At 36.7% G+C, this 16519-nt stretch carries 16 protein-coding genes; 13 read left to right on the plus strand and 3 right to left on the minus strand.

The features are described from left to right. Positions 1 to 49 precede the first annotated feature (49 nt). Positions 50 to 664 carry a YitT family protein gene (locus U8519_RS09965; RefSeq protein ID WP_334330163.1) on the minus strand — a complete coding sequence of 205 codons (615 nt, stop codon included), beginning with the start codon at positions 662 to 664 and terminating at the stop codon, positions 50 to 52. A gap of 235 nt (positions 665 to 899) precedes the next feature. Here U8519_RS09965 and U8519_RS09970 point away from each other — a divergent pair, with 235 nt between their 5' ends. The 13 genes from U8519_RS09970 (at position 900) to U8519_RS10030 (ending at position 15176) form a co-directional block, all read left to right on the plus strand. After that, entirely contained in the window at positions 900 to 1514 is a 615-nt protein-coding gene (locus U8519_RS09970; protein WP_334330164.1) for a LysM peptidoglycan-binding domain-containing protein, read from the plus strand. Positions 1515 to 2208: 694 nt separating this feature from the next. Next, complete coding sequence (locus tag U8519_RS09975; protein ID WP_334330165.1) at positions 2209 to 3033, plus strand: MetQ/NlpA family ABC transporter substrate-binding protein; 825 nt, start codon at positions 2209 to 2211, stop codon at positions 3031 to 3033. A gap of 30 nt (positions 3034 to 3063) precedes the next feature. After that, a complete protein-coding gene (locus tag U8519_RS09980) occupies positions 3064 to 3894 on the plus strand; it encodes a MetQ/NlpA family ABC transporter substrate-binding protein (RefSeq protein ID WP_334330166.1) in 831 nt (276 codons plus the stop codon). A 27-nt stretch (positions 3895 to 3921) separates the two neighbouring features. Next, on the plus strand, positions 3922 to 5259 hold the full coding sequence (locus tag U8519_RS09985) for a M20/M25/M40 family metallo-hydrolase (RefSeq protein ID WP_334330167.1): 1338 nt from the start codon (positions 3922 to 3924) through the stop codon (positions 5257 to 5259). 2 nt (positions 5260 to 5261) lie between these two features. Next, positions 5262 to 6323 (plus strand): methionine ABC transporter ATP-binding protein, encoded by a 1062-nt coding sequence (locus U8519_RS09990; RefSeq protein ID WP_334330168.1) that lies wholly within the window; start codon positions 5262 to 5264, stop codon positions 6321 to 6323. Between the two features lie 3 nt (positions 6324 to 6326). After that, positions 6327 to 7016, plus strand: coding sequence for a methionine ABC transporter permease (locus U8519_RS09995; protein ID WP_334330169.1), 690 nt, complete (start codon positions 6327 to 6329; stop codon positions 7014 to 7016). A gap of 330 nt (positions 7017 to 7346) precedes the next feature. Continuing rightward, positions 7347 to 8168: a MetQ/NlpA family ABC transporter substrate-binding protein gene (locus U8519_RS10000; protein WP_442892148.1), complete on the plus strand. Its 822-nt coding sequence runs from the start codon at positions 7347 to 7349 to the stop codon at positions 8166 to 8168. Positions 8169 to 8357: 189 nt separating this feature from the next. After that, entirely contained in the window at positions 8358 to 9440 is a 1083-nt protein-coding gene (locus tag U8519_RS10005) for an ABC transporter ATP-binding protein (RefSeq protein ID WP_334330171.1), read from the plus strand. Next, complete coding sequence (locus U8519_RS10010; RefSeq protein WP_334330172.1) at positions 9433 to 10374, plus strand: carbohydrate ABC transporter permease; 942 nt, start codon at positions 9433 to 9435, stop codon at positions 10372 to 10374. Before U8519_RS10005 ends, U8519_RS10010 begins: the two co-directional genes overlap by 8 nt. Then, positions 10374 to 11204 carry a carbohydrate ABC transporter permease gene (locus U8519_RS10015; protein WP_334330173.1) on the plus strand — a complete coding sequence of 277 codons (831 nt, stop codon included), beginning with the start codon at positions 10374 to 10376 and terminating at the stop codon, positions 11202 to 11204. The genes U8519_RS10010 and U8519_RS10015 overlap by 1 nt, the downstream gene beginning before the upstream one ends. A 1-nt stretch (position 11205) precedes the next feature. Then, complete coding sequence (locus tag U8519_RS10020; protein WP_334330174.1) at positions 11206 to 12564, plus strand: ABC transporter substrate-binding protein; 1359 nt, start codon at positions 11206 to 11208, stop codon at positions 12562 to 12564. Between the two features lie 129 nt (positions 12565 to 12693). After that, on the plus strand, positions 12694 to 13113 hold the full coding sequence (locus U8519_RS10025; RefSeq protein WP_334330175.1) for a CopY/TcrY family copper transport repressor: 420 nt from the start codon (positions 12694 to 12696) through the stop codon (positions 13111 to 13113). Further along, the gene (locus U8519_RS10030) at positions 13113 to 15176 is read left to right on the plus strand and encodes a heavy metal translocating P-type ATPase (RefSeq protein WP_442892149.1); all 2064 of its coding nucleotides are present in this window, start codon (positions 13113 to 13115) and stop codon (positions 15174 to 15176) included. The genes U8519_RS10025 and U8519_RS10030 overlap by 1 nt, the downstream gene beginning before the upstream one ends. Before the next feature lie 112 nt (positions 15177 to 15288). Here the strand turns inward: U8519_RS10030 and U8519_RS10035 are convergent, their stop codons facing one another. Together U8519_RS10035 and U8519_RS10040 are read right to left on the minus strand one after the other, a co-directional pair. Then, on the minus strand, positions 15289 to 15576 hold the full coding sequence (locus tag U8519_RS10035) for a type II toxin-antitoxin system Phd/YefM family antitoxin (protein WP_334330323.1): 288 nt from the start codon (positions 15574 to 15576) through the stop codon (positions 15289 to 15291). Continuing rightward, positions 15518 to 16513, minus strand: coding sequence for a sensor histidine kinase (locus tag U8519_RS10040; protein WP_334330177.1), 996 nt, complete (start codon positions 16511 to 16513; stop codon positions 15518 to 15520). Before U8519_RS10040 ends, U8519_RS10035 begins: the two co-directional genes overlap by 59 nt. Between the last annotated feature and the right edge of the window lie 6 nt (positions 16514 to 16519).

Raw genomic sequence — 16519 nt, forward strand, 5'->3', positions numbered from 1 at the left:
AAAAGAGGCCTATTGGCCTATACTCTAAAACGTTGCTTTGGAGCATAGGTCATTGGACCTCTTTTTGTGTTACTATTCGGTTTTCGATAACAGTACAAAGCTTGATAGCTAGGCTAGAGATTGCTACAGACATAACTGCTAGGAAGAACGACAATAAACCAGTTAAGGCAATATTTCCTAAACAGACGATGCCATCGATAATAAATAAGCTGATGTATTTATCAATTCCAAAATTCTTATGAATGATCATCGGCGGAACAGTCGTACCACCGCTAGACATATCTAAGGTATATAAGACGGCTAATCCAATACCAAAGGTTATACTTCCGATAATGATAGCGAGAACTTTGTTACCAGGAACCAGATTGTAAACTGGTGTGATGAATAACAGTATTGGTAAGAGGAAACTACCAAAGGTTAACTTAATAGTAGTAATCTTATCCAGATGGAAGTAAGAAAAGATCAACATAATGATATTAATGATAAAAACTGATAAAGATGTGGGGATCGACCACCCTTCGTATAGTAAGATTGCTATACCAGTGGCACCACCTGCAGCGACCTTATTGGGTTCGAAGAACATATTCAAACTGAATGCAATTAGCTCTAAAGCAAGGACCATTATTAGGATTTTAAGATAAATCTTATGTCTTTTATTCTGCATAACTAATATTATAGCATAGAAAATAAAATATAACAATTAATATAAGTGTTTTCATAAATTTAAGAAACCTATCAGATCAAGGATTGTAGCGTTCATTGTTGCAGAAGTGTTACCAAGGTTACAAAAATCGGCCAAACTGTAACTCTGAGGTGGTGGCTATGTAACATAGGGCTGTTAGTATAGCACCATAGCAATGAGAGCTAAACAATCTAAATATAAGGATGTAATTAAATTTATGAAAAAAGTATTATCTATCGCATTAGCAAGTACAATTATTTTAACAGCATTAGGAGCAACAACTGCAAACACAGTCGACGCTGCTACTACAGTTGACAGTACACACGTTACAGTAGAGAAAGGTGATACATATAAGAGCATCGCTGCTGAAAACAACACAACAGTCTCAGCACTAGAACAAGCAAATGGTAGAACAGTTGGTGGATTTGATTTGATCTACCCTGGTGAAACAATCACATTACCATCAGCTACATCAAATACAACATCAACAGATACAACTACACAAGCAGCCGCAACAACTGCTACTGCTTCTACACAATCAACAACAACCGCTACAACAGGTACTTCACAAGGAACATTCAAGATCAGTTTCTATGATCCAGCTGTATTAGGATCAAGCATGGGTTACAGCGGTGTTGCTGCTAACTTATCAGTCTTCCCTAAGGGTACACAATTGAAGATCACATTGGCTGACGGTACTGTAATGTACAGAACAGTTAATGATACAGGTACATTCGCTAACTCTAACTCACAACAATTAGATGTCGCTATGCCTAGTTCATCAATTCCATCATACGGTGTTACAACTGCTTCAGTTGAAGTAATTTCATAATATGAATTTTAATTAAGTCGTCCATAGGGCGGCTTTTTTTGTTTTCATTAGAAAATAGTAGTTGAATTTCTAATAAATATTTCAATGCTAAATAATTCAATAGTTATATAATGATTATCATTTAATAAATTAAATATCACAAATGTTGATTTAGCAGCATTTGATAACCGTTATAACGGTACGAAATAAAAAAATACTTTTCAAATTAGAAAAACTGGCTATAATGAAGTCATAGTTTTGAAAGAGGTAATATTAGAAAACAAGCAAAAATAATTTAATTTTATTTGTTGACATTCTTGTTTTCACATTGTATTATCATTTCAACGATTAATAACAAATAACTATTTCAAACAATTTGATCAGGGGAAGTAGTTCAATATCCAAAGTACAGAAAGCCTCAGTAGCTGAGAAGGGGACGCGGACTTGAACGAAAATGACCTGTGATTGGTGCGCTGAGTCCTAACGGATAAAGAGGCAATGGTTGGTACCCTTTACAGTACACGCGTATAGAATTCATATTCCGTACGTTGTAAAGGGGGTAAGTGTAAGTTTATCCTGAATTAGAATGGTACCGCGAGAAGTCGCTTCTAAAAATGAACAATTAATGTTCGTCTTTAGAAGCGACTTTTTTTGTTTGTTAGGAATAGTTATTTGTTATTGATCACCAGAAAATATTTTTATCGGGGGAATTATCATGGCAAGATTCAAAAAAGTAACAAGAATTCTATTATTAGCCTGTACGGCACTATTAGTCTTCGTACTAGCGGGCTGCGGAAGCCAAAATAAAGAAACAACCGTAAAAGTTGGTATCAATCCAACTGATGCTCCAATTTGGAAAATTGTTAAATCCAAAGTTAAAAAAGAGGGTATCAATCTTAAAATCACTGAATTCAGTGATTACAATCAACCAAATACAGCTCTATCACAAGGTGAGCTAGATATTAACGCATATCAACACAAGTATTTCTTAGATTCATGGAACAAAGCACATCATACAGACATCGTTCCAATTGGTAATACAGTTATCCAACCAATGTCAATTTATTCAAATAAGATCAAGAACTTAAGTGATTTAGCAACAGGTTCCAAAGTAGCATTGCCAAATGATGCATCTAACGAAAGTAGAGCCTTAGTATTACTTGAAAATGCTGGACTTATCAAACTTGATAACAAGACAAAGCTTGCAACAGTTAAGAATGTTTCAGAGAACAAATTGAACTTGAAGTTTACCTTACTAGATGCAGCACAAACAGCACGTTCCTTAGATGATGTAACAATTGCCGTTGTTAATGGTAACTTCGCTAGTGATGCTAAGTTGAAACCATCAGCAGCTCTATATACAGAAAAAATCAATAAGAGTACTAAACCATGGATCAACTTCATTGCAGCAAACAAGAAAGACAAAGATAACAAGACATACAAAAAAGTTGTAAAGGCCTTCCAAACAAAGGCAGTCGCAAATGAGATCAAGAAGGTTTACGGTGGTGCAGCCGTACCAGCTTGGAATACAAAACTATGAGTTAGACATAAAGATTAGGCGGGGAAGCGTATGAAAAATTTCAAGAAATTAGGCAGAGTATTACTATTAGCAGTTACAGCATTATTTATCTTTGTATTAGCTGGTTGTGGAAACCAAAGCAGCAAAGAGCAAACCGTAAAAGTCGGTATCAGTGCATCAGATGAGCCAATCTGGAAGGTTGTTAAACAAAATGCCAAAAAAGATAATATCAATATCAAAATTGTGACATTCAACGATTACAATCAACCAAACACCGCCCTAGCTCAAGGCGAACTTGATATCAATGCATATCAACACAAATATTTCTTAGATGCATGGAATAAGGCACATCATACAGATCTTGTTTCGATCGGTGTAACGATCATTCAACCAATGGCACTGTATTCAAACAAGGCCAAGTCACTAAGTGATTTGAGTAATGGTGCAAAAGTCTCACTTCCAAATGATACGACTAATGAAAGCAGAGCTCTTGAATTACTACAGTCAGCTAGACTTATTACCCTCAAGAAGGGCGTTAAGTTGGCATCAGTCAAAGATGTAACTAGTAATAAGCTTAACTTGAAATTAACATTGCTTGACGCTAATCAAACGGCTCGTTCATTGAACGATGTCGATGCATCAGTAGTAAATGCTAACGTTGCTAGTGATGCCAAGTTGAATCCTAAGACAGCAATTTACAGAGAAAAAGTAAATAAAGCTTCGAAGCCATGGATCAACTTGATTGCAACACAAAAGAAAGACAAAGATAACAAGACTTACAAGAAAGTCGTTGCAGACTTCCACAAGAAGAATGTTGAGAAGGCTATTGATAAGGTCTACGGTGGTAACGCCGTTCCAGCATGGAAGGTAGATCTTAAGTAATAGAAGTAATAAATGGGAGGAATTCAAATGTCAAAGCTAACAGATCCATTAATTCAAGAATCGATCGAAGAACTGAAGCAATATATTGCTCTACCATCAGTATCAGCGAAGCATCAAGCAATTGATGAGACGGCGGAATTCCTCAAGAATTTGTTGACGGACTTTGGAGCAGATGCAACTATTTGGAATGACTACCAACATCCAGTAGTATTCGCAGAAGCTAAACCTAATAAGCCTAGTAAAACAACAATTCTTATTTATAATCATTACGATGTTCAACCAGAGGAGCCAATAGAATTATGGAATTCAGATCCATTTGAATTAAAAATCACTGATGATAAGTTTATCGGCCGTGGAGCTTCAGATTGTAAGTCAGACTTGATCAGTCGAATCACAGCATTGAAGATCTATCGCCAAGAACATGGTGATCTTCCTTGCAATATCAAATTCTTAATTGAAGGTGAAGAGGAAGTTGCCAGTGAACATCTAGTCAATTATCTCAAGAAGTACAGTGACAAATTAGCAAGTGATTTAATTATTTGGGAATCCGGCAGTAAAAATGAATATGAACAATTCAGTATTACCGGTGGTAACAAGGGAATCCTTTGTTTTGAACTTTCAGCTCTATCAGCTGATATCGACCTTCATTCTTCATTTGCAGCAGTCGTCGACAGTGCTACTTGGAGATTGACCCAAGCAATCGATGCCTTACGTGATTCAGATGGAGCTATAAAAGTTCCAGGGTTCTATGACGATGTTATCGAGCCGAGTGACCGTGAAAAAGAATTGGTCGCCTCGACAATTGAACCTGATCTAACCAAAAAATGGGGGCTAAAGATACCTCTATTACAGAATGAATCGGTGAATTATAGTCTGACTTTTAAACCAACGGTTAATATAGAAGGAATTAGCAGCGGATGGGAAGGAGAAGGTGTAAAAACCGTCACCCCTAAAGCTGCAGTCGCAAAGTTAGAATTCAGATTAGTACCAAATCAAGATCCAAAAGATATATTTGATAAATTAACGAAGTATTTAGAATCACAAGGATTCAGTGATGTGTCAGTTAAGTATTTATTAGGTGAAAAAGGTTATCGTTGGGATCTCGATAGTCCAATTGTCAATACTCTGATCCAAACCGCTCAGAACTTCTATGGTGGTGCGGACAAGGTTGAGACGTTGCCATCAAGTCCTGGAACTGGTCCAATGTATTTAGTTAATAAATATGCACAAGCTCCAATCGTCTCTATTGGTGTAGGTTATGCCAAAGGTGGAGCACATGCACCTAACGAAAATATTCGTATCAAAGATTATTTGGACTTTATCGATTTCTTCGATGAGTTTTTAACCAAAGTAAATAAGGAGTAATTATGGTAGAAAAAAATGGGATAGTACAACTAAAGAATATTGATGTTACCTTTCATAATGAAGGCAAAACCATTGAGGCCGTCAAAGATGTTTCAATCAACGTTCAAAAGGGCGATGTCTTCGGTGTTATTGGATATTCTGGAGCTGGTAAAAGTACTCTAGTACGTGTTATCAACTTGTTACAGAAGCCAACAGCCGGTGAAGTTATTGTCAATAATCAAAAGTTAACCGAGTTGAGTGCAAAGGATTTGCGTAAAGCTCGTAAGAATATCGGAATGATTTTCCAGCACTTTAATTTAATGAGATCTTTAACCGTTTTTGGTAACGTAGATTTTCCATTGCGGGATTCAAAACTTTCCAAATCAGAACGCAAAGATAAAGTTAATAAATTATTAGACTTGGTCGGATTAACGGATCGAGCTAATAATTATCCATCACAATTATCTGGTGGACAAAAACAACGTGTTGCTATTGCTCGTGCCTTAGCCAGTGATCCAGAAATATTGATCTCTGATGAAGCTACTAGTGCCCTTGATCCAAAGACAACCACAGAAATATTGAGTCTGCTAGGTAGATTGAACAAAGAACTTGGTATCACGATTGTGATCATCACTCATGAAATGGACGCAATCAAGCAAATTTGTAATCGTGTTGCGGTCATGGAAGAAGGTAAGCTGATTGAGGAAGGTGATCTATTAACGATCTTCGCCAATCCTAAGAAGAAACTTACCAAGGACTTCGTTAATACATCTACTCAGATCAGCAATGTCTTGGATGAAGTTAAAGAAAGTGGCATTATCAATTCTATTTCGGGACACTTAGTAGAATTGAACTTCATGGGGGATGTTACTAACGAACCGATAATCATTGAGTTGTACAAAAAATTCAATATTGAAGCTAATATTTTGTTCAGTAATATTGAACGACTACAAGGTACGACCGTTGGTATCATGCTCTTTGATCTTGAAGGTGAACAAAACAAGATCGACAAGGCAATTCAATATCTAACTGATTTGAAGATCAACGTTAAAGAAATTGATTTAAACGAAAGTGAGGGTAAATAATTTATGACACATTTTTTAAATACCTACTTGCCCAATGTCGTAGCTAATTGGGAGGGTGATAACGGGTTCGTTGTTGCCATTCAGCAAACATTGTATATGACATTTGTCAGTGCAATTTTTGCCGGTGTTATCGGTATTATATTAGGAATCTTGTTAGTCATAACGACTGATGATGGAATTACTCCACACAAGGTTTTCTATACGACTTTAGATAAGTTAGTCAATCTATTCCGTTCCATACCATTTATTATTTTGTTAGCGGTCATCGGACCGTTTACCAAATTGATCGTCGGACAAACGATTGGACCGACAGGGGCTTTAGTGCCGTTGGTTATTGGTACCGCACCTTTCTTCGCCAGACAAGTTCAATTAGCTTTGGTGGAAGTTGATAAAGGTGTGATCGAAGCTGCCGAAGCAATGGGGTTGTCACCAATTCAAATAATCTTCAGAGTTTATTTGAAAGAAGGACTTCCAGAGCTTATTCGTTCAGGAACTTTGACGATAATTAGTTTGATTGGTTTAACTGCCATGGCTGGTGCCGTTGGTGGTGGTGGTCTTGGTAATATGGCCATTTCCGTTGGTTATCAACGATTTGAAAATGATGTTACCATCGTATCTATGCTTTTGATCTTAGTTTTAGTTTTCGTTATTCAAGGTCTTGGAGATTTTGCAGTAAGAAAATTGGAACATTAATTCGGGTTTCATTTAAGCTTTATAAATATTGAAACAATATGATCAGGGGAAGTAACTTGATGATTGCGTACAGAAAGCCTCAGTTAGCTGAAATGAGGACACAATCACTGGCGAAAATGACCTGTGATTGGTACACCGAGTCGTTAAGATTAGGATGTGATGGTTGGTATCCATTATCGTACTGGGAGAGTGCGTGTAGCGCTCCCTGGTGAGGTGATAAGTGCAAGCTTGTTACAAATTAGAATGGTACCGCGATCAGTCGCTTCTATAAGTAGGAGCGGCTTTTTGTTTACAAAAAAATCGGAGGATCGGATAATTATGAATAAAAAAATTAAGAGTATATTAGCTATTTTATTTACGGCATTATCAATTTTTGTTTTGGCAGGATGTGGTAAGAGTGCTTCAGCATCAGACAAGACAACGACTGTAAAAGTTGGTATCACTGGATCAGATAATCGTATCTGGGATGCAGTGGCTAAGAAGTTGGAAAAAGAAAATATCAAAATCAAACTAGTTGAATTCTCAGATTATAGTCAACCAAATACCGCTTTGGACCAAGGACAAATCGATTTGAATGCGTTCCAAACGGTTTACTTCATGGATAATTGGAATCAAACTCATCATACAAATATCGTTGGTATTGGTGATACAGCAATTGCCCCAATGGCCTTGTATTCTAAGAAGATCACTAAATTAAGTGAATTAAAAGAAGGAGACGAGATCGCCGTTCCTAATGATGCAACAAACGAAGGTCGTGCCTTGGATCTACTTCAAAGTGCTGGTTTGATCAAGCTGAATAAAGATAAATTACCAACTAAGAGATCGATCGTCGAAAACAAATTGAACTTGAAAATCTCTGAATTGGACGCTGCACAAACGGCACGTTCACTAGGTGATGTAACTGCTTCAGTCGTTAATAGTGGTGTCGCTAGTGATGCAAAATTGAATCCTAAAAAAGCAGTTTATGTTGAAAAAGTAACTAAAGCCTCAAAACCATACGTTAACGTTATCTCCGCTAACAAGAAGGACAAGGATAATCCTGTCTATAAGAAAGTTGTTAAAGCATACCAAACAGACGATATTGCTAAGTTATATAAGAAATATTACGGCGATTCAGATAAGCCAGCATGGAATTATAAAATTCTTCAATAAATTTGTTTGATTTTTATATTTCTGCAAATTTGAAAAGAGTATCACGACATTTTGCCGTGATACTCTTTTTACTATTAATTTATTTATGACAAATTTCTGAAAGTTTACACAAACTTTACATTAAATAAAAAAGAAATATACATCTTTCCAACATACTATACGTACCGAAATTTTTATGGGGTGAAGAAGATGTCTACAATTTTGAATCAAGTATCTAAGAATTACGGCGATACAAATATTATCTTGAATAATGTTTCCGCTGAAATCGAAACAGGGGAATTCTTTGTTATCGTTGGACCTTCTGGATGTGGTAAGAGTACTTTGTTGCGTATGATTGCTGGATTAACAGAAATTTCTGACGGTGAGATCAGCATTGACGGTCAAGTTGTTAATGATTTGCAACCTAAGGATCGTAAGTTAACAATGGTTTTCCAAAGTTACGCACTATTTCCATTCTTAAATGTATGGGACAATGTTGCCTTTGGTCTTAAAGCAAGAAAGCTCGATCAAGCTGAAGTTCATCAACGTGTTAATGATGCCTTAGATATGGTTAGTTTGAGTGAATTAAAGGATCGTAAACCACGTGAATTATCTGGTGGACAACGTCAACGTGTTGCACTTGCTCGTGCAGTTGCCAGTGACGCTAAGATCTGTTTGATGGACGAACCATTATCAAACTTGGATGCACAATTGCGTGTTAAGATGCGCCAAGAAATTTACCAACTACAAAGAAAACTTGGTATTACTTTGATCTATGTTACTCATGATCAAGTTGAAGCTATGACAATGGCTGATCACATTATGGTTTTGAATAATCATGAAGTTCAACAAATTGGAACACCAACAGAGATTTATCAACAACCAGCTAACGAATTTGTGGCTAATTTCTTTGGAACACCACTTATCAACGTTATGCCTGCACAAAAGTCGGATGACTATACATTGAATGTTGACGGAGATTTCGAGATTCGCATGGATCAAAAAATCACTGACAAGGCAGCAAAAATTGGAATCCGTCCTGGTGAATTAGCCATTGAAGCAGCTGATGAATTATCTGCCAATGCAACAGTTAAGAGTACTGAATTCTTAGGCGATGAAACAATTGTTTATGCAACAACGAATAGTGGACATGACATTCGTATTTTGTTACCAGGTAAGGCAGTTCATCCAGCTTTTGAAAAGATCAAAGTAAGTTCAAGCAATAATATCTTCTTGTTCGATGCTTCTAATAAGCGTATTCCACTTGAATTGGGGGACTTGATCAATGCTTAAGTCGACAACACCTACGATGGTTGAGTCTAAGGCAAAGTCAAAGACAAAACATCGTACTTTTTCATTAAATGCTAAGGATAAGTATTATGCCTTACTTTTCTTAGGGCCGTCACTACTTATCTTGAGTGTCTTTGTTTTTTATCCAATGTTAAGAACGCTATATATCAGTATGTTTTTAACCAATACTCTTGGTAAGACGACTGTTTTCAATGGTTTGGGTAATTATACAGATCTATTAAGTTCTCCTGAATACATTGCGAGTTTAGGTTCGACATTAGTTTATGTATTTGCAGTAACTGTTTTAACTGTAGGGATCGGCTTGTTATTGGCCAATCTTGCAAGTAAGAGACTACCTGGTATTGGAGTATTTAGAACTCTCTATTCAGTAACAATGGGTGTTTCCGTATCGGTTGCCGCTATTTTCTGGCTATTTATTTTTAATCCATCTACAGGATTCTTTGCACTACTAAGTAACATGTTAGGCTTGCCGGTTATTAACTGGTTAACGGATCCAACAATGGCAATGTGGGCAGTTATTATTACAACTGTATGGATGAATTTAGGATTTACTTTCTTGATTCTATTAGGTTCTATTTCTGCCGTGCCAACTACATTGTATGAGGCAGCAAGTATTGAAGGTGCCTCAGAACGTCGCCAATTCTTCAAGATCACTGTTCCAATGATCTCACCAACACTTTTCTTCGTTTCAACGATCACTTTGATTGAAGGTTTCAAGAGTTTTGGCTTGATCGATTTGATCACTAAGGGTGGTCCTACTAATTCAACCAACATGTTAGTTTATAGAATCTATAAGGATGCCTTTTATAGTGGTAATTATGCTCAGGCTAGTTCTGAAGCAATTATTTTAACAGTTATCATTGCTTTCTTCACATTCTTACAATTCAAATTCTTAGAAAAACGGGTGAACTATTAATGATTAGTACAAACAAACCAAGCCGTTTGAATAAGATTGTTAGCTATACATTGCTCTTGCTATTAGCATTTGTAATCTTAGCTCCATTCTTTATTGGTATTTGGACAAGTTTCTTACCAACTATGGAAATTGCCAAAGGTAATTTCTTAAGTACAGATTTATCATTTAACAACTATGTTTCAGCTTTTACTAAGACACCAATTCTTCGATACTTAGGAAACAGTTTGGTAGTTTCTGCTTTAACAATGGCAGCACAATTAATCTTCTGTTCAATGAGTGCTTACGCTTTTGTCTTTTTGAAATTTAAGTATCGCAATGCAATTTTTGTTTTGTTCTTGATCACAATGATGCTTCCATTTGAAGCAGAAATCATCCCTAACTTTACAACCGTGAAGAATTTAGGAATGTTAGATCACTATTCAGTTCTTTTGATTCCATTTTTAACATCGGCTTTTGGAACATTTATGTTACGTCAATCATTTATGCAAACACCTAGCGAGCTAAAAGAAGCTGCTGATATCGAAGGATTGAATCATTTCCAATTTTATTGGAATATTGTACTTCCATATAACAAAGTTAGTTTGATTACTTTAGGTGCTTATAGTTTCTTAGGTGCTTGGAATCAATATCTATGGCCAATGCTTACTACTTTCAGTAATAATTCACGCTTGATCCAAAATGGTTTGCGTCAATTACAATCAGAAGAAACATTCAACGACTGGGGTATGATTCAAGCCAGTGCAGCAATTATTGTTATTCCAACAATTCTTGTATTATTTATCGGTCAACATTATTTCAAATCTGGTATGAATGAAGGAGCTGTTAAGTAAAATGAGTAAACGACTAAAAAACTCGCTGATTTCATTAACCTTAGTTATTGCTGCAGTTTTTGTAGGTATCTTTACAACTAACAAACCTGTTAAGTCTTCTAGTTCGTCAGATAGAACACAAATTGTTTTCTGGCACGAATTGGGTGGGGCTTCTGAAGATGCCTTGGAAGAAGTAGTTAATGGATTTAATAAATCACAATCTAAATATGAAGTTGTTCCTAAGTATCAAGGATCATACGACGAAGCTATCCAAAAGATCCTTCAAACACACGGAACTAGTACTTCACCAGCAGTATTCCAAGCTTTTGATATTGCTACTGCTCAAATGATCCACAGCAAGTACACAACACCAGTTCAAAACTTCATCGACAAAGATCCAAGTTTTGATATTGAAAAAATTGCTCCAGCCGCTAGATCTTTTTACTCAAACGGTGGTAAGCAACAAGCAATGCCATTCAATACATCACAACCAGTTCTTTATTACAACGCATCATTATTGAAGAAGTACAATATTACACCACCACCCGTATCACCAACATACTCAGATATTACACGTGTAGCTAAGCAGTTGTATGAACGCTCAGGACACAAGACAAAAGGTATGACAGTTCAAATTTACGGTTGGTTACTTGAACAAGCAACTACTAATGCTGGAACAGCCTTAGCTAACAACAACAATGGACATACAGGAATTCCAACAGCTGTTAATATGGATAATCCTTCAACTGTTAAATTTCTAGAATGGATCCATGAAAATATTAAGTCAGGCGACTTCATTAATTACGGTTCAGGTGCCAGTGCTGGTGCTAACCAAACAGCTGGTTTTTTGGCCGGTAAAGTTGGTATCTTTATTCAATCATCTGCAAGTATTGGTGAATTAACAGCAAATAACAAAGACAAGCTTGGTATTACATATTTCCCACATCCAGATGGACAAAAGGCTAATGGTGTATCTATTGGTGGTGCCGCCTTGTGGATTTCAAATGATAAGCCTAAGGCAGTTCAACAAGGTGCATATGAATTCGCTAAATATGCTCTAAGTCCAGCTGTTCAAGCTCAATGGCAAAAATCAACAGGTTACTTGGCACTTAATAAGGATTCACAAAAAGAAAAAGTACTTACAGATCTTTATGCGAAGAATCCAGAAGCCAAAGTTCCTGGCCAACAACTTGCTGATGCTAAACCTAATTATGTGAACTCAGGTATCCTTCTTGAAGGGATGCAGGTTACTAGACAACTTGAAGAAGTAGCCATGGAAGAATCATATAATGGTGGAGATATTCACAAAGCGTTGAAGAAGGCTACAAAGAACGTTAATCAAAATATCACGACATCAAATCGTGCTAATGGCTATAAATAAGCATTTCCGTAAAGTGTATTCAAAATATTAAGTTTGAATATGCTTTTTTCTTTACAATTATCGATTACAGTTGTAAACTTCTAGTTGTAATAAAGGATTACAAATGTAAACGAGAAGGAATTAAATATTATGAAAGAAATTGAAAATATGACAAAAGCTGAGTGGCAAGTAATGAGAATTGTTTGGACACTCGGGGAAGTAACTAGTAAACAGGTCATTGAAGTTCTGACACGTAAGACTGATTGGAAGCAAGCTACTATCAAGACTCTAATTATTCGACTTCAGAAGAAAAATTTCTTAAAGGCTGATGAATCAAAGAGACCATACGTCTATCATCCTCAGATTTCAGAGAATGATGCGATTCATCAAAACGTTAATAATATGTTTGACAACCTTTGTTGTATGAAAAAAGGAAAAGCTATTGGAGATCTAATTCAAAATTCCGATATATCAAAGGGTGATATTCAAGATCTTATCAGTTTGTTACAGGACAAAGAAAAAACCGCACCAGAATCTGTTAAGTGTGATTGCTTGGAGGCAACGGCATGATGAAAGATATGAAGAGTGAAAAAATGCAAATGCACGATATGAAAGATATGGATCACGGTAACATGGGTGATATGCATGGCGATGATGGTCATATGATGATGATGCATGGCGGCATGATGATGGACATGGGGGATCTGCGGAAGAAGTTCTGGATCTCATTAATTCTAGCAATTCCGGTCTTTATCTTGTCACCATTCATGGGATTACATCTGCCATTTCAATTTCAATTCCCTGGTTCAAGTTGGATCGTAATGATCCTCAGTACTATTCTCTTCTTCTATGGTGGTAAACCATTTTTAACTGGTGCTAAGGGTGAATTAAAAGCTAAACAGCCAGCCATGATGACCTTGATCACAATGGGTATCAGTGTTGCTTATATTTATAGTATTTATGCTTTTGTGATGGTTAACATTGTTCGCACTGGTCAACACATTATGGACTTCTTCTGGGAGCTAGCCTCATTGATCGTTATCATGCTCCTAGGTCACTGGATCGAAATGAAATCCACAATGAGTGCAGGTAATGCATTGCAAAAAATTGCCTCACTTGTACCTAATCAAGTCCATATGGTACACGGTGAAAAAACAATGGATCACGATATTTCCATGGTAAAAACTGGCGATGTAGTTGAAGTTCGAGCTGGTGAGTCTATTCCGCTAGATGGCGAAATAATTAGTGGTGAGAGTTATATCAATGAATCATTGATCACTGGTGAATCAAAAGCAGTTAAAAAATCTCTAGGTGACAACGTTGTTGGTGGTTCGATCAACGGCGAAGGTACTATTAGAGTTAAGGTCGCCAAGACTTCTAGTGAAGGTTACTTGTCACAGATCAGTAAGTTAGTATCCGACGCACAGACTAATAAATCTAAGACACAAATGTTAGCTGATAAAGTTTCTGGTTGGTTGTTCTATGCCGCAGTTACAGTTGGTTTGATAGCATTCATTTATTGGTTGATATTTGGTGACATGAACTTAGCTTTAACTAGATTAGTTACAGTTCTAGTCATCGCTTGTCCGCATGCTTTAGGTTTGGCAATTCCATTAGTCATGGCACGTAGTACTTCTATCGCCGCTACAAACGGTTTGATTATTCGTGATAATCAAGCAATGGAGAACAGTCGTAAGATTGATTATGTTGCAATGGATAAGACCGGTACTTTAACCGAAGGCAAGTTCACTGTTAATGGTTTGAAGTCATTGGGTGACATGGACGATGATCAAGTTCTATCATTGATTGCTGGTATTGAAAGTGGATCAAGTCATCCGATTGCTAATAGTGTTGTGGAATACGCTAAGGAAAAGAAAATCGAAGCCGCACAATTAGATGATATTCAAGCGATTAAAGGATATGGTATGAGTGCCAACAAAGACTCACATAAGTACCTCTTGATCAATATGAAGTATCTTCAAAGCCACAAGATGGATTTTGACAAGTCAGTTGCGCAACAGTATTTGGACAAAGGAAACACAATCAGTTATTTAGTTGCTGATGATCAAGTAGTTGGATTTGTTGCTCTAGGTGACACTATCAAAGCCAACTCAGTTCAATTCATTAAGGATTTAAAGGCTAGAAATATTACACCTATCATGTTGACAGGTGATAACAAGGAAGCCGCAGCATCTTTCGCAAAGCAATTAGGGATTGATGAATTCAAAGCCGAATTGCTTCCTGAAGATAAGCATGAAGTGATTAAGAATCTTGAATTAGAAGGACATCATGTCATGATGGTCGGCGATGGTATCAACGATGCACCAAGTTTGGCAAGTGCAACAATTGGTGTTGCCATCGGTGCTGGTACTGATGTTGCCATTGATTCGGCGGATGTCGTACTGTACAACTCTGATCCAAGTGATATTACTAAGTTCTTGAATCTATCCGCTAAGACATATCGTAAGACAGTTGAAAACTTATGGTGGGGAGCTGGCTATAATATCTTAGCTATCCCACTAGCTGCCGGAATTCTTGCTGGAATTGGTTTCGTACTCAGTCCAGCCGTAGGTGCAGTTATCATGTCAATGTCAACTGTTATCGTTGCATTGAACGCAATGACATTGAAGTAAAAAAATAAAGTGACTATCAACAATTAAGTTGGTAGTCGCTTTATTTTTTGTTTTTATATTCGATTGTAGCTTTTTCAAAAAACTCTATAGAATAAATATCATTTTTCAAAGGTTATTCCCACCCGTCATTGGGATCAAGATGTGGTGTTTTATTGGCAATTTCTCCACGTACTTCATAATAAGAAAGAGAAATCCCTGGATTTTTTAATCTTTTAGCAGCGTTTAATTCAAAGACTTCTTCTTTTAGACGGTCATTTTCTTTTACTAAATTTTCGTAATCATCTACAGATATTACTACACCAGCAGGTGTATCACGACTGAATACATATAAGCCGGTCTTTTCACTGCTGATAATAAGGTAGATCCAAGAAGGTAATAATAATCTCAGTACCGACCCCAATCTCGGATTTGATCTCGATTTTATGACCAAGTTTGTCAATCATCTTCTTCACCAAATACAAACCGATACCAGTAGAACGGCTGCCTGAACGGCGACCATTATCACCGGTAAACCCTTTATTGAAGACACGGCTGATATCCTTGGCAGCAATTCCCACACCGTTATCCTTAATGTGGAGCTCGATATTGCCATTATTATTAGTCGTAAAAATTTCGATCTTTCCACCTTGATCGGTGTATTTCAAACTATTAGTAATAATTTGATTGAGAATGAAGCTCAACCATTTTTCATCAGTTAGAACTTTTTCATCAGTCACATCCAAATTAATACCGATGCGCTTGGAAATAAACATGCGTTTATTAGTCCTAATCGATGATTTGACGATGTTGTTCAAATCTTGTTCTTGAATAAGATAATCGTTGGAGAAATTATTCAGTCTAGCAAAGTACAATGCTTGATCGACTAAATAATCGATTTGATCGATCTCTTCGTCGACGAGTTCTTTATCTAATTCACTATCTTGTGATAATTTCAAGGCGGCGAGTGGAACTTTGATATCATGGACCCAAGACTCGGTGTATTCTTGCTGGTCATGCTGATTCTGGTACAGTTCAGTCAATTCATTGCGATATTCTAAGGCAATATTATTGATCTTATCCTGAATGAATCGCTGTTCATTATTAGAAGCACCGTGCAATTCTTTGGATAGGTCTTCAGTATAATTATTTAACCGCTCGTACCAGCTTCTCTTGCGCAAGTAGGCGAAGATCAATCCTAAAAAGGCAAACAAGACAGCAATTCCCCAAGAGTAAATCAAAGTTCCAGTTTGAAATTTGACTTTGGGATCTAAGAACAGGATTGCTTCGATGAATGTCACACTTATCAGGATCGATAATAGTGACAGCAGGTGATCACGCAAGTATTTAAAAAAATTCATATTAGC

Origin of the sequence: Companilactobacillus sp. HBUAS59699 (assembly GCF_036913575.1) — a bacterium.
GTDB lineage: Bacteria > Bacillota > Bacilli > Lactobacillales > Lactobacillaceae > Companilactobacillus.